The organism is Cerasibacillus sp. (assembly GCF_036516575.1).
Lineage (GTDB): Bacteria > Bacillota > Bacilli > Bacillales > Amphibacillaceae > Cerasibacillus.
The window spans coordinates 20,163-33,106 of record NZ_DATBTY010000031.1; the positions used below are offsets into that span (position 1 = coordinate 20,163).

The window sequence follows — 12,944 nt, forward strand, 5'->3', positions numbered from 1 at the left end:
ATTATTTGTTTTTTGTACCTAATGGCATTTGATAGCAGTCGCCACTCCCGCCACCACTACACCCATAACTAAAACAAGATCTTTGTGTTGTTAATGCTCCCGTAAATGATTGTGTAGAAACATTATTTTCTGATGAACTTACATTAGAAATTTTTAAGTCTAAATCTAATACTTGGTTATCTTTCATAATATAAATACCTCCTGAAAATTCTGATTTTTAGAATAAAAGAATCGATAAATTTTCTTTTGCAATTCTAATTAATTGAATAAGGCCTCCTTTCATTTGATAAAAAATTCTATCACCTTTATAAATTTAATGCAATAAATTTTAGAGTATTTTGTCGAATTTGGTATTTTTCTCCTAATCTGTATAGTCTTTTATTACTACTTATTCCTATTTAAGGATATTTACGAATATTACATAATGATAATGCGTGTTCATTACAATTTTGTGAGCTGGTTGGTTATTTATTAGTGTTTATTAGGGAATATCATGATAGAATTTATTTGTAGTGTGAAAATTACAATTTTGAATAATAAAATGATATAGATCAGCTATAATTAATTCAATAAGATTAATGGTTATTAAGTTTTTATATTGTAGTGGATTTAGGAAATGCAAGGAAAAGGAACAAAATCATTCAATAAAAGGTATCAATCATTTGCTATTTTCTGTTTCTGACTTAGGACATTCCATTGATTTTTATCAAAAAGTATTCGGCGCTAAATTATTGGTAAAAGGAAGAAACACTGCCTACTTCGACTTGAATGGAATGTGGCTTGCTCTCAATCTGGAGAAAGACATACCACGTGACGAAATAAGTCAATCATATACATATATTTCTTATTCAGTAGACGAAACAGAATTTGATGAGATATATGACAGATTAAGGGAATTAAATGTAAACATATTGCCAGGGCGTAAAAGAGATGCGAGGGATAAGAAATCGGTTTACTTTACAGATCCTGATGGTCATAAATTTGAATTTCATACGGGTAATTTGCAAGATAGACTTGATTACTACAAACGGGAGAAACCACATATGGAATTTTTTGAATAGAAGTTCTTTGGTACAGGACTTGTGTTTTCTGCATTAATATAAAGTAACGTTGGGAGAGGGAATCTAATGATCATTAGAGAAGTAAAAATATCAGATGCGGACAAATTAGCAAATCTCATTCAACAAGTTGAAAAAAATTCAACATATATGCTCTGGGAGCCAGGAGAGAGGAATATTCAAACTGATGAGCTATTAAAAATGATTAAAGGGATTAAGAGCAGTGAAAACTCTACTATTCTAGTTGTTGAAAACGAAAATGAACTCGTTGGGTTCTTATTAGCAAGAGGAGGAAATGCACGAAGAAATAAGCATGCCACTTATATCGTAGTTGGGATTTTAAATGATTATCGCGGTAAAGGAATTGGAACAAAATTATTTAACGCATTAGATAGATGGGCTTCCAATAACAATATTCACAGGTTAGAGTTAACGGTTGTTACAAAGAATGAAGCGGGTTTAGCATTATACAAAAAACAAGGCTTTGAAGTCGAGGGAACAAAAAGAGATTCACTATTTATTGATGGAGAATTTGTGGATGAGTATTACATGTCAAAGTTGCTATAGTGTCTTTATATGGTTCGAATAGAGAATCGAGCGATGGTGTGCGAAAATCGAGCGGTGACGAGCCCAAATCGTGCAACCTTTATTACTGAATAACTATATAAAAGAGGGAATTATAGTGAATGATTATATACAGAATTATTTACACGTGCTTAAGAACAACTTTATGTTAGTGATCATGGCATCTGTCTTATTAGTTTTAACTTTTTTCATATGGGCTGGTTTTCCTGTTTTTACAGTCGGTCCGGCAGTAGCAGGTTTGACAACAAATTCTGCTATAGTTCATTTTTCAATTTCGCTTTCAGGAGGGCTTCTATTTTCTCTGTATTTTGTGCCAATCAATTTAAAAGTGGCTAAACGGATAGCGAAAGTAAATTACTATAGCGTAGAGCGTTGTCTTGTGCGTATTCAAATCATATGGATCATAGTATGTTCTATCATTTTCGAAATAATTATGAACGTCGTTATGCAATGAAGAGGAGAGATATGATGTCAAATTTTACAGTAGATATCCAATAATATTTTACGCGGTGTTATACAATAAAAAGTATAAAATTTTTATTGTGTAATAGGAATTGATGTTGTTAGAAACTAACAGAGACTGAATTAATAAATAAGGAATTCAGGTGAAAAAATGTATAAAGATATCATTGAAAATTGGCGTAAATATTGCATCAAAGACAATTTTATAGGAATTGGCTCTACAAGAAAAGCATTCAAATTCTCTCATTATGTGATTAAATTACATTTACATCCCATTGGTCATAAACAATCGCAAAACGAATTAATAATAAACAATGTAATGAATAAAAATGGATTACATGAGTTGTTTGCAGAGACATACTATGTAGATAAGAAGTTTTCTATTCAAAAGTACTACCATCCTTTAGAATTAATAGATAATCAATCATTCGAGATCAATACCACACAACATGCAACTCTCCTACCGAATCGATATGAAGAAGTCTTAGATTTATTAGATAAAGATTTTGATAGTTTTGACCTAAAGGATAGTAGCAATTATGGCTTGAATGAGGAAGGAAAACTTATTTTTATTGACTACGGCATGAGTAAAAAATTATATGAAAGAGAATGGGTTCCATTAGCGGAATCAGGAATCCTCCCACAAATTGATTTTGACTATTGTCGTGTTTGTGGACAAAAGAGGGAACTCCGTATGTACGGAGATCACGATAGCGATAGACGTTGTTATGATTGTGGGAAGGAATAGCATGTGTTTTCAGCTATGACTTAGTACAAATGATTGAGAAGCTTACACAAGATGTCTCTAGAAAATGACGAGGTGCTCGCTATGTACATTGATTATTTATTAAACCATCCAAATAAGATAAAAGAAGTTGCTGAAATGATTTATAAGGAATTTGTAGAAAAAACAGGTAGTAATATGACATATGAAGATGTAGTGAAATATTTTTCAAATACGAAGCGGCATGCATTTCCTATTACAGTCATTGCATTGGAAAATGGGGAGTGTTTAGGAACGGTGTCGATTTTTGAAAATGATTTAAAAATAAGAGAAACGTATAAACCTTGGCTAGCATCCTTATACGTAAAACCTGTGCATCGTGGTAAAGGTGTTGGTCAAAAGTTGGTAGATAAAACAATCGATATCGTTAAAGAATTAGGGTTTCGTATGCTTTATTTAAGAACGGAAGATGCATCAGACTATTATCGAAAAAGAGGATGGACTTATGTCGAAACCGTTTCCGATGATCAACACGAGCAAATTGATATATTGAAAATGAAGTGTATATGACTAGTTAGGGAGGATTTTGTATGATTTATGATGATAAAAATAAAACAATAACGACTAACAGGCTCATCCTAAGATTGTTTCAAAAAACAGATGCACCAGCCGTTGCTAAACTTTGTAACAACTATAATATTTATAAAAATACATTATACCTTCCTTATCCGTACTCTTTAGGGGATGCTTTATCATGGATAGAACGGCATCTTGATCATTTTAATATGAATAAATTGTACGAGTTTGCTATTACTGATAAAGAAACAAAAAAGCTATATGGAGCTATAGCATTATCTAATAATCACCATTTTCATAATGGTGAAATGGCCTATTGGATTGGAGAGGTGTTCTGGGGAAATGGATATGCTACAGAAGCTGCCCAGGCGATATTACAGTTTGCATTTAATGAAAAAGAATATCATAAAGTATTTGCTCGTTCCTTTCATTCAAATTCTGCTTCGGAAAGGGTTTTGCAAAAAATAGGCATGGAAAAGGAAGGAGTATTAAGTGAGCATGTCATAAAGGAAGGCCACTTTGAAGACCTTGTGTATTATGGAATTATTAATAGTGATTCAGCAAAATAACATGACGAAATTGAATGATTGTTAATGTAGGAGTGTCATATGGAGATTAGACGACTAAGTATAGATGAAGAACCACCCATGGATTTATTATTGTTAGCCGACCCTTCTCGCAATATTGTTGTGGAATATTTAAAGAGTGGAGAATGTTTTATTGCTGAAAGTGATAATCAGCTTGTTGGGGTTTATGTGCTACTTCCTACAAGACCTCAAACTGTAGAAATAGTGAATATTGCAGTTGTAGAAGAACACCATGGAAAAGGAATAGGGAAATTTTTAGTGAAAAATGCAATTAAAACAGCCAAAAAAAATGGATATAAAACAATTGAAATTGGGACTGGAAATTCAAGCATCGGACAGCTTGCTTTATATCAAAAATGTGGCTTTAGGATTACAGGTGTGGATATTGATTTTTTTGTTAGACACTATCAAGAGGAAATTTTCGAGAATGGGATACAATGTAGAGATATGATTCGTCTATCCCAAGATTTATAATTGATATGGCGGTGTTTTATTCGTGGAAAATAGGATTTAACGTGTATAAGAAAAAACAGCGAATAGATAAAAAATCGTCCCAAATGATGGGACGATTTTTTACTAAATTCAACAATCTTAACTAAAAACTGTAACTCGACTTTCGTCTGAGATAAATTCCTTTTCTTTTGGTTTACCAGCAATCCCACCAAATGGCATTTGTGCTTTTAAACTCCAAGATGCTGGTATATGCCAATGTTCTTTTATTTGATTTTCAATGAGTTCGTTATAATGTTGTAGTGATGCGCCAATACCTTCATGAGCTAAAGCTGTCCACACAGCAAATTGAGTGATTCCTGTTGACTGTTCAGACCAAATAGGGAAATTCTTTTCATAAGCTGGAAAGTTTTTTTGCAAATTGGAAACAATCTCCGTATCTTCAAAAAAGAGAATTGAACCGTAACCTTGACGAAAAGTATCGACTTTTTCTGCTGTCTTTGAGAATTTATCCTCAGGAACGATTGAACGTAAAGCTTCTTCAACAATATTCCATAATTTTATATGGTGTTCACTAAATAAAATAGAGATACGGGATGTTTGTGAGTTAAAAGCCGATGGACAGTGCTTAACGGCTGTTGTTACAAGCTGTTGAATTTGTGTATCTGATAAGGATACGTTTTTATTAAGAGAATAAACAGACCGTCTATTTTTTATTGAATCAATAAATGAATTTTCCATGTTAATAACCTCTCTATGTTGAATAATTGTACGGTATATATACTAACACAGGGCATAACCAATTGAAACAAATAGAAACTGAAAGAAAGATCTATAATTTTCCACGTTATCCCTTACTCACTTATCTGAATAGCGTTATAATAAAATGGAATCTGCCGATGAGTGTTAAGCTAAAATGAGGTGAAACCATGACAATACAAACCATTTCTAAAAGCGAAGAAGGAAAGAGGTTAATCACACACCATTATGAGGATTACATAAAATTTCCATTTTGTTCAAAGCTTAAGTATTATGAGTAATTATCTATAAAATTAAATTTATGTACAATAATTAAAACTTACGAGGGAGAACGATTAATGAGTAGAAGTGAAAAAGCAGTGTTCACAAACATGTGTATGATCTATGATGATAACGGTAGAATACTAGTACAAGATCGACTAAATTCTAACTGGCCTGGAATCACATTTCCCGGTGGACATGTAGAAAGGGAAGAATCATTCGCACAATCAGTTATTCGTGAAGTATATGAAGAAACAGGGTTAACCATTACATCACCTGTTCTTTGTGGTGTGAAACAGTTTCAAACAAATGATGATGAGCGTTATATTGTGTTACTCTATAAGACAAATCAGTTTGAAGGAGAACTAAAGTCATCTGAAGAAGGGCGCGTTTTTTGGATTGAAAGGGCCGATCTGTATCATTATAAATTAGCAAATGACTTTGACAAAATGCTAGAAGTGTTCGAATCAGATACGCTTAGTGAATTCTACTACGAGCAAGATGGTAATCAATGGCAAGTGAAGTTACTATGAATTAACGAATCTGAAATTTTGTAGAAAAAAGAATAAAAATAAAGGGATATCACCTTTCATGTCGAAATAAGTAAGTGAGAACAAATTTTAACATAGAAAGGATTGATTATATGTCAACTAACGAAAAAGCGAGGGATAATCCAGTCATCGGCTTTGCTCAATCAGTATCAACTAAAAAGCAATTTCAACCCAATCAGCCGGTAACAGATGAATTACTTTATGAGATGATTGCTGAGGTGTTTACCGACTTTTGTAAAGGGGTAGTCAATGAGTATCTTCCTATCACGGAACCGATGTTACAAGAAATTATCGATGACCATTGTGTTAGTAATAATCAAGAGCAAACGTTAATACTGAATTTGTTTTGGTGGCAAATACTCTATCAAGCTCATTTAGAAGGCGGTCTGAATGTCTTTGAGGAATATATTTTGGAAAATCCAGTGAAATTCAAGGGTAAGCCAATACTGAAATCATGGTTAAGAGATTGGAAGAGAGCCGTTCCTAAGTTTTACTTTGTTGGAGAAAAATATAATGATCGCTTGTTTGTCGTCATTGACATACTGACTCAAGAGCTATTAGAGGTAAATGTCTATGACCCTACCGCCATCCCACCTAAAGAAGGAGAAATTGCCGTCGGAATATTAATTCCAATGGGCGATGGATTTTATTTTCCTATCATCGATTTTTACCACTTTGATTTTGAAGCAAGAGAAGCACTTGCAGCCACTCTGTACGACCACTTTGATAAATACTTACAAAACTCCAGTATGCTTGAAGCATTTATCCACGTATTTTCTGTCGCATTGCAAATTGAAAAAATAATCTCTGAAGAAAAAACATCATCTAGATAAACCTTTCTTGTTATTTTTCCACTAAAAATTAAAAAATGACGTAGAAATACATTGAAATATTCGCTATTATTATGAATAAGTAATAGTGAGGTAGCCTCTGACTATGTTTAGAGTATCGTGCAGGCTAACCTAGGCTTTCAGACAAACAATTCTAGGTTAGCCTATTTTTAAGTGGTTGACATGTTAGCCAATCAAGATTAAAAATCCTTGGGATGCTAAAATAGATCATCGATAAGAAACTTAATCGACAAAGGACTATTGTCCAAAAAATTGACTATTTGTGAGGAGATATGATGTACATCAATACGAAAAGATTAATAATACGGAACTTCGCAATAAATGATTGGCAAGCTGTCTATGAGTACACTTCGAACCGTCATGTCATGAAATATATTCCTGAAGGTGTCTTTTCTGAAGAAGATGCTAGGAAATTTGTAAGGGAAAATGGATTTGAAAAACGCGAGCATTTTCCTGTAATTTTAAAAGATAAGAATATACTTATTGGACATATTGCTTTTCATAAGTACTTTGGAGAACATACGTATGAGATTGGCTGGGTATTTAATCCTAAATATCATAACAAAGGATATGCCTCAGAAGCAGCACAAGCCATATTGGAATACGGATTTAAGAAAATGAAGCTACATCGCATAATAGCAACTTGTCAACCGCAAAATCCTGCATCATACCGTGTTATGGAGAAAATCGGTATGAGACGAGAAGGGTATTTCAAGAAATGTATCCCATATGGCAACGAATGGTGGGACGAGTATTATTATGCTATTTTAGAAGAAGAATGGAATTGAGTTATTGAGAGATTAGTAAAAGCTAGACAATCCTAACTCCGCAACCATTATCATACGATTAAAAATAAGAATTTAATGATACAATGGTAACTAACATCTTCTTAAGAGGTGATGGATGTGTCACTACCGAAAGACCAACGAGATTATACGTATAAGGACTATATATCTTGGTCAGAGGATAGTCAAATCGAAATTATCGATGGAACTCTATACATACAAGCAGCGCCTTCAAGGTTGCATCAAGAAGTATTATCTGAGTTGCACCGTCAGATTGCTAATTTTTTGTTCGATAAAAACTGTAAAGTATATCCTACCCCATTCTCAGTCACTTTTGATTTTGGTGAAGCGAAAAAACAAGATATTAAAAATGTGGTGGAGCCTGATTTAAGCATTGTTTGTGACTTAGAAAAATTAGATGAGCATGGCTGTAAAGGCAGCCCAGATATGATTATAGAGGTTATTTCTCCTTCAACTGCTCGAGTAGATAAGATAGAAAAATTTAACCTATACGAAAAAGCGCAAGTTAAAGAGTACTGGATTGTTGAACCACAAGAAAAAATAGTAAGCGTTTTTACATTACAAGCAAATGGAAAATATGGGCGACCTGATTTATATACAGAGGAAGATCATGTAAATATGACGATATTAAAAGACTTGCAAATCAATTTGGATCATGTGTTCACATGACCTAGCATTATGTGATTAAGTGAATAATTGAACGGGGAGTATTTCATTGCGTTGGAGCCCCATATTGATAAAAATAAAGGTGATGTATTTCCTTACTATTTTGAAGTCAGCGTTCAAACAGATCAGCAGACGTATCTTTTTTTCCTGTGCGGATGAGAAATGTTCACAAGTTGAGAATGGTGGATGGACGTATTCTATATATGAAGATGAAAAACCACGATTGCCATTTGAGTAAAGTGTGTGAAACATGTCCTCGTAAAATGGATTGAAAAATTTGTTAAATAAAGATGGATGTGTTTAAAGTAGACGATAATAATATATAGGAAATTACTAACAACACAAAAAATTAAATAAGCCAACAGGAGAAAATCCAGTTGGCTTATTTTACATGCTTACTCAGAACGACGAGGCTTTTGGAATTCTAGTGTGTCCCAGAAAGATATATCTTTACTGGTGATAGATCCATCTGCTATTGCTCGTGTTGTTGCATCAAGTGTTGTTACGGTTTGTTTAATTAGATATCCATTGCTTTTTTGACCTAATACATAATTTTCATTGAAATGATCGGCCATGCCACGCATCTCGAATAAAAGTGTAGAAATGCCATATTCAACGGCAATTCCATTACGACTAATTGTTTCAGCTGAACCTCCGTTATATTTACCGAGATGTCCCCAGCCTTTTGCATCAATTGCTTCAAAGACGACAGCACCTAACTGTTTAGATTTTAATAAAACGTCTGGATCTACATTACTTGTTGTAGGGTATAGAATAGAACCAGAGACGAGTTCTCCATCTCGTTCACTATTCGGTCCTTGATGATGCAAGTCAATCATATAATCGATATCATATGCACTAAGCACATTGTCATGTAATGCTTTTGTTTCAGGTTCTAATCGGTTAACATGATCACGATTTAAATCGACACCATTTGCATTATAGCGTGTTAGGTGATAGTCTCCATCACCAACATAATCATCTAACGGAAAATCAACATCTCCCGCTGCACCGTCAGGATTCAATCTTGGCACAATAAGAACGTTAACATTGTCCAGAACACCTTTTGTTTTACCAGTTCCAAGATGCTTAATAAACTCCAATGCACCTTCTGTATTCAATACTTCATTTCCGTGTTGCTGTGTCAAATAAAGAATGGTTGGGTTTTCTGGATTTTTCATATATTTTACAAGGTAGATATCACGGCCTTTTACTGATTGACCAATGACTTCAAGTTCCATATGATTTTGCTTTGCTTCTTGTTTATGTAAGAAGTTAACCATTTCTTCATATGTGGTAATAATTGATGTGTTAACGCTTTCATTTCCTCCATAGTTTGGACCATTCCCCACTGCATTTACTATTGGTGAAGATAGAAATGATGTTCCTAATACCATAGCTCCTGTAAGTGTAACAGTTAATAGTTTTTTTCTCATATGTTATTCCTCCTAAGTTTTATAATAGAATTCGATATTTAATATATTTCTTCGTCTAGTTGTGATTTTCCTTTTTTAATTTTAAAAATGAGTCAAAATACCTGTGATAATATTCTTTTTTGCAGTTAAAATAGGAGAAAAGAACTGTAGTTTGGAACTAAATATTTTTAGAGTAAAACTTGGTTTTGGCTAAGCCTTTGAACTATCAGATTTCCATTTGATAATAAGTGTTAAACATTCAGGTTTAAATGAAACCTTTAGGTGAAATCGATCGTAGCAAATAGTAGGAGGATTGATTAATAATGAAAAAATATCTCACCTTTGCTATTGGTTTCGTCGTGTTATTTTTGTTATTTGAATTTACACTTGGATTTTTTATCACTTTTATGTTCGCTCCAGACGTAACAGGTGCGTGGGATCAAAGTATTTTATTGCCACCAGAAGTGTGGATGACTGGTATTCCAGGAAGTTCCTTTTCGTATAGCTTATTGTTTGGACTTTTCTCCGCTACAATTGCTTACTTTATCGCAAATAAAGTGGAAAGTAGAGAGTAAATGTAACTGATCTTGTTCAAGAAAACACTAAAAAGAAAGACGTTAAAGTTCTGGGGGGGGGCTAATTATGAAAGAACTACGTTTTGCTCAAAAATTTTCTCTCATTGCATTAAATGTTCAGGACAGTTTTCGATTAACAAATATAAAGAAAGTCGCTTTACGTTGTGTAGCGGCAGCGACTATTTTGGAATGGTATTTAGATCATGAATTTTAAACTTCTAATGAAAAACGACTTATTGAAAAGGAAGATTTGGAATCACACTTCACATCGTATCAAGCCACTACACTTAATGCTATATTAAATAGAAGTTCATCCTTTAACGGCCCCCTTCCTGAATACTTAATGAAAGTAACAAAAACTTCAAGAAAAAAACTTAAAACAAATTGAACGTGTGATTGTCAATTCTTTAAAAGCGTCTACTGTTATTGAGGAAATTCAGTCGCTGTTAGGATGTGATTTGAATTATGTTACATCTGGAGTGTCAATTAAAGAATATCGTAGTGAAACAGAGCATTGTTCTAAATTAGTGAAACATCTTCGAACTGAAATTTTATACAGGATGCCTGTGCATGGTGTTCAATTAAGAAGGTATCCGTTAACCTTATCGAAGGATGTAGGGTGATGTCTTGCTAGGACAAATGGAGAAGATACTTATTTCCACTAGTAGAAGTTGACAGTTGTTCTCGTTTCGTTTAAAGTGAAATTAACTGAAAAGACTGGAAGGGTGAGCCAACGACAATGAAGTACTAATCCTATTGACGTGAACATTTAATTGAAGACATGACTTAATAAGAGAAATTCTTATGTTTTTTTGTGCTGTCTTCAATCAGATTTTCAGAATAGGATTAGATATTTCTTAAGTTACATTTCAAAGGAGACCGTCCGGGTGGAATATTTTCCAGTGGTAGAGGATTGTTTCTGTGAATATGTGGTTATATCTATTTTTATTGGCTGCCTATATTTATGCCTCCTATTCTGACGAGATAGGGGGCATTTTTTGTCCCCTGAAAAAACGGAAAAGGGGATGGTTGGATGATTTTTATAGAAGCACAAAACATCAAGCATTATATAAAAGATCGTTTAATTCTAGATATCGATAACATTCAAATATACAAAAATGACCGTATTGGCTTAGTTGGCCGTAATGGGAGTGGAAAAACAACTCTTTTAAATATATTAGCTGGGAGATTATCACCTGAAACAGGGAAAGTTATTCATTATACACAATGTGGGCTTTTACCACAAATCAAAAGAACAGACACGATGAAAAGTGGCGGTGAAGTAACACAAGACTATATTACAAAGGCTTTTATTAAAGCACCAGAAGTTTTATTAGCGGATGAACCAACGACTAATCTTGATACAGAACATATTGAATGGTTAGAGAAAAAATTAGCTGGTTGGCAAGGCGCTTTTGTCATTGTTTCACATGACCGGGAATTTTTAGATGCTCTTTGTACTACGATTTGGGAAATTGATGATGCTCAATTAAAAGAGTATAAAGGGGATTATAGTGATTTCACAGAACAAAAGGAATTAGAAATTCGGCAACAGGAATTAGCTTATGAAACATATCAGCAAAAGAAAAGACAATTAGAAGATGCTTTAAGGTTGAAAGAAAAAAAGGCTGAACGAGCGACAAAAACTCCTAAAAGAATAAGTCAATCAGAAGCGAAGATAACAGGAGCCAAACCATATTTTGCTAAGAAACAAAAGAAGTTACAAAAGACAGCAAAAGCAATTGAAACACGATTAGAGAAATTAGAAAAGGTGGAAAAGGTAAAAGAAACCCCACCACTTAAAATGGATTTGCCTAACGAAGATACTTTTAAAGATAAAGTAATTGTTCGTTTTCAAGAGGTATCAGGTGTTATTGGTGATCGTGTACTTTGGGATAAAACAAATTTTCATGTACACGGTGGTGATAAGCTAGCCATTATCGGGCCAAACGGTAGTGGGAAAACGACGCTTGTCAAAAAAATTATTAATCAAGATGAAGGCATTCATATTTCTCCATCAGTAGAAATTGGCTATTTCAGCCAAAATTTAAATGTTTTAGATGCAAGTCAATCGATTCTCGAAAATGTTCGTTCCACCTCTAGACATAATGAGACGTTTATACGAATAGTTCTTGCTAGACTGCATTTTTTTAGAGATGATGTTTATAAAAATATTAGTGTTTTAAGCGGTGGTGAACGAGTCAAAGTTGCTCTAGCAAAAATATTATTAAGTGACGTGAATACATTGGTTTTAGATGAACCGACAAATTATCTTGATATCGATGCCATGGAAGCGTTGGAATCTCTATTAATAGAGTATACAGGAACCGTCATTTTTGTTTCTCATGACCGTCGCTTTATTGAAAATATTGCTACAAGAATCTTAATGATTGACAATAAGAAAATTGATATTTTTAAAGGAACGTATAGCCAATTTCAGGAACATAAGCAACAAAAATGTCGTACGACAAAGGATGAAAAGCGACTTGTTCTTGAAACAAAGATAACAGAAGTGCTAAGTCGCCTAAGCATAGAACCAAATGAAGAATTGGAAAAGGAGTTTCAACAGCTGTTGGCTGAAAAAAGTAAACTAGAATCTGAAAAATAAACTTGTTTTT

Annotated in this window: 16 protein-coding genes; 13 read left to right on the forward strand and 3 right to left on the reverse strand. The window is 33.6% G+C overall.

Translation table 11 applies throughout. The features are described 5' to 3' along the window. Position 1: 1 nt before the first annotated feature. Positions 2-187, reverse strand: a complete 186-nt coding sequence (locus VIG73_RS05270; RefSeq protein ID WP_331639688.1) for a hypothetical protein — start codon at positions 185-187, stop codon at positions 2-4. 457 nt (positions 188-644) lie between these two features. Here VIG73_RS05270 and fosM point away from each other — a divergent pair, with 457 nt between their 5' ends. From fosM to VIG73_RS05300, 6 genes are all read left to right on the forward strand, one after another. After that, positions 645-1,061 (forward strand): FosM family fosfomycin resistance protein, encoded by a 417-nt coding sequence (gene fosM, locus VIG73_RS05275; RefSeq protein ID WP_331639792.1) that lies wholly within the window; start codon positions 645-647, stop codon positions 1,059-1,061. 66 nt (positions 1,062-1,127) lie between these two features. Then, positions 1,128-1,625, forward strand: a complete 498-nt coding sequence (locus VIG73_RS05280) for a GNAT family N-acetyltransferase (protein WP_331639690.1) — start codon at positions 1,128-1,130, stop codon at positions 1,623-1,625. A 631-nt stretch (positions 1,626-2,256) separates the two neighbouring features. After that, a complete protein-coding gene (locus VIG73_RS05285) occupies positions 2,257-2,853 on the forward strand; it encodes a protein kinase (RefSeq protein ID WP_331639692.1) in 597 nt (198 codons plus the stop codon). A 51-nt stretch (positions 2,854-2,904) separates the two neighbouring features. Further along, positions 2,905-3,399 carry a GNAT family N-acetyltransferase gene (locus VIG73_RS05290; RefSeq protein ID WP_331639694.1) on the forward strand — a complete coding sequence of 165 codons (495 nt, stop codon included), beginning with the start codon at positions 2,905-2,907 and terminating at the stop codon, positions 3,397-3,399. Between the two features lie 20 nt (positions 3,400-3,419). After that, the gene (locus VIG73_RS05295) at positions 3,420-3,974 is read left to right on the forward strand and encodes a GNAT family N-acetyltransferase (protein WP_331639696.1); all 555 of its coding nucleotides are present in this window, start codon (positions 3,420-3,422) and stop codon (positions 3,972-3,974) included. Positions 3,975-4,013: 39 nt separating this feature from the next. Continuing rightward, complete coding sequence (locus tag VIG73_RS05300) at positions 4,014-4,466, forward strand: GNAT family N-acetyltransferase (protein WP_331639698.1); 453 nt, start codon at positions 4,014-4,016, stop codon at positions 4,464-4,466. Between the two features lie 117 nt (positions 4,467-4,583). On the opposite strand, the gene VIG73_RS05305 is transcribed toward VIG73_RS05300, so the two are convergent. Next, positions 4,584-5,183: a nitroreductase family protein gene (locus tag VIG73_RS05305; protein ID WP_331639700.1), complete on the reverse strand. Its 600-nt coding sequence runs from the start codon at positions 5,181-5,183 to the stop codon at positions 4,584-4,586. Positions 5,184-5,539: 356 nt separating this feature from the next. On the opposite strand from VIG73_RS05305, the gene VIG73_RS05310 reads away from it, so the two are divergent. The 4 genes from VIG73_RS05310 (at position 5,540) to VIG73_RS05325 (ending at position 8,339) form a co-directional block, all read left to right on the forward strand. Then, positions 5,540-5,995, forward strand: coding sequence for an 8-oxo-dGTP diphosphatase (locus VIG73_RS05310; protein ID WP_146938475.1), 456 nt, complete (start codon positions 5,540-5,542; stop codon positions 5,993-5,995). A gap of 110 nt (positions 5,996-6,105) precedes the next feature. Continuing rightward, positions 6,106-6,846: a hypothetical protein gene (locus VIG73_RS05315; RefSeq protein WP_331639703.1), complete on the forward strand. Its 741-nt coding sequence runs from the start codon at positions 6,106-6,108 to the stop codon at positions 6,844-6,846. Positions 6,847-7,139: 293 nt separating this feature from the next. Beyond that, positions 7,140-7,652: a GNAT family N-acetyltransferase gene (locus tag VIG73_RS05320; RefSeq protein WP_331639705.1), complete on the forward strand. Its 513-nt coding sequence runs from the start codon at positions 7,140-7,142 to the stop codon at positions 7,650-7,652. Between the two features lie 117 nt (positions 7,653-7,769). After that, positions 7,770-8,339, forward strand: coding sequence for a Uma2 family endonuclease (locus VIG73_RS05325; protein WP_331639708.1), 570 nt, complete (start codon positions 7,770-7,772; stop codon positions 8,337-8,339). A 392-nt stretch (positions 8,340-8,731) separates the two neighbouring features. Here the strand turns inward: VIG73_RS05325 and VIG73_RS05330 are convergent, their stop codons facing one another. After that, positions 8,732-9,772, reverse strand: a complete 1,041-nt coding sequence (locus VIG73_RS05330; RefSeq protein ID WP_331639710.1) for a M14 family zinc carboxypeptidase — start codon at positions 9,770-9,772, stop codon at positions 8,732-8,734. Positions 9,773-10,074: 302 nt separating this feature from the next. On the opposite strand from VIG73_RS05330, the gene VIG73_RS05335 reads away from it, so the two are divergent. The 3 genes from VIG73_RS05335 to VIG73_RS05345 all read left to right on the forward strand — a co-directional run bounded on the left by VIG73_RS05335 (position 10,075) and on the right by VIG73_RS05345 (position 12,934). Further along, entirely contained in the window at positions 10,075-10,326 is a 252-nt protein-coding gene (locus tag VIG73_RS05335; protein WP_331639712.1) for a hypothetical protein, read from the forward strand. A 67-nt stretch (positions 10,327-10,393) separates the two neighbouring features. Further along, positions 10,394-10,540 (forward strand): hypothetical protein, encoded by a 147-nt coding sequence (locus tag VIG73_RS05340; protein ID WP_331639714.1) that lies wholly within the window; start codon positions 10,394-10,396, stop codon positions 10,538-10,540. A gap of 819 nt (positions 10,541-11,359) precedes the next feature. Continuing rightward, entirely contained in the window at positions 11,360-12,934 is a 1,575-nt protein-coding gene (locus VIG73_RS05345; RefSeq protein ID WP_331639716.1) for a Vga family ABC-F type ribosomal protection protein, read from the forward strand. Positions 12,935-12,944: the final 10 nt, after the last annotated feature.

What these genes read in the sequence shown, in the direction of transcription:
- VIG73_RS05270 (WP_331639688.1), bottom strand. Translation starts at nt 187, where the DNA reads ATGAAAGATAACCAAGTATTAGATTTAGACTTAAAAATTTCTAATGTA.
- VIG73_RS05280 (WP_331639690.1), top strand. Translation starts at nt 1,128, where the DNA reads ATGATCATTAGAGAAGTAAAAATATCAGATGCGGACAAATTAGCAAAT.
- VIG73_RS05285 (WP_331639692.1), top strand. Translation starts at nt 2,257, where the DNA reads ATGTATAAAGATATCATTGAAAATTGGCGTAAATATTGCATCAAAGAC.
- VIG73_RS05290 (WP_331639694.1), top strand. Translation starts at nt 2,905, where the DNA reads ATGTCTCTAGAAAATGACGAGGTGCTCGCTATGTACATTGATTATTTA.
- VIG73_RS05295 (WP_331639696.1), top strand. Translation starts at nt 3,420, where the DNA reads ATGATTTATGATGATAAAAATAAAACAATAACGACTAACAGGCTCATC.
- VIG73_RS05300 (WP_331639698.1), top strand. Translation starts at nt 4,014, where the DNA reads ATGGAGATTAGACGACTAAGTATAGATGAAGAACCACCCATGGATTTA.
- VIG73_RS05305 (WP_331639700.1), bottom strand. Translation starts at nt 5,183, where the DNA reads ATGGAAAATTCATTTATTGATTCAATAAAAAATAGACGGTCTGTTTAT.
- VIG73_RS05310 (WP_146938475.1), top strand. Translation starts at nt 5,540, where the DNA reads ATGAGTAGAAGTGAAAAAGCAGTGTTCACAAACATGTGTATGATCTAT.
- VIG73_RS05315 (WP_331639703.1), top strand. Translation starts at nt 6,106, where the DNA reads ATGTCAACTAACGAAAAAGCGAGGGATAATCCAGTCATCGGCTTTGCT.
- VIG73_RS05320 (WP_331639705.1), top strand. Translation starts at nt 7,140, where the DNA reads ATGTACATCAATACGAAAAGATTAATAATACGGAACTTCGCAATAAAT.
- VIG73_RS05330 (WP_331639710.1), bottom strand. Translation starts at nt 9,772, where the DNA reads ATGAGAAAAAAACTATTAACTGTTACACTTACAGGAGCTATGGTATTA.
- VIG73_RS05335 (WP_331639712.1), top strand. Translation starts at nt 10,075, where the DNA reads ATGAAAAAATATCTCACCTTTGCTATTGGTTTCGTCGTGTTATTTTTG.
- VIG73_RS05340 (WP_331639714.1), top strand. Translation starts at nt 10,394, where the DNA reads ATGAAAGAACTACGTTTTGCTCAAAAATTTTCTCTCATTGCATTAAAT.
- VIG73_RS05345 (WP_331639716.1), top strand. Translation starts at nt 11,360, where the DNA reads ATGATTTTTATAGAAGCACAAAACATCAAGCATTATATAAAAGATCGT.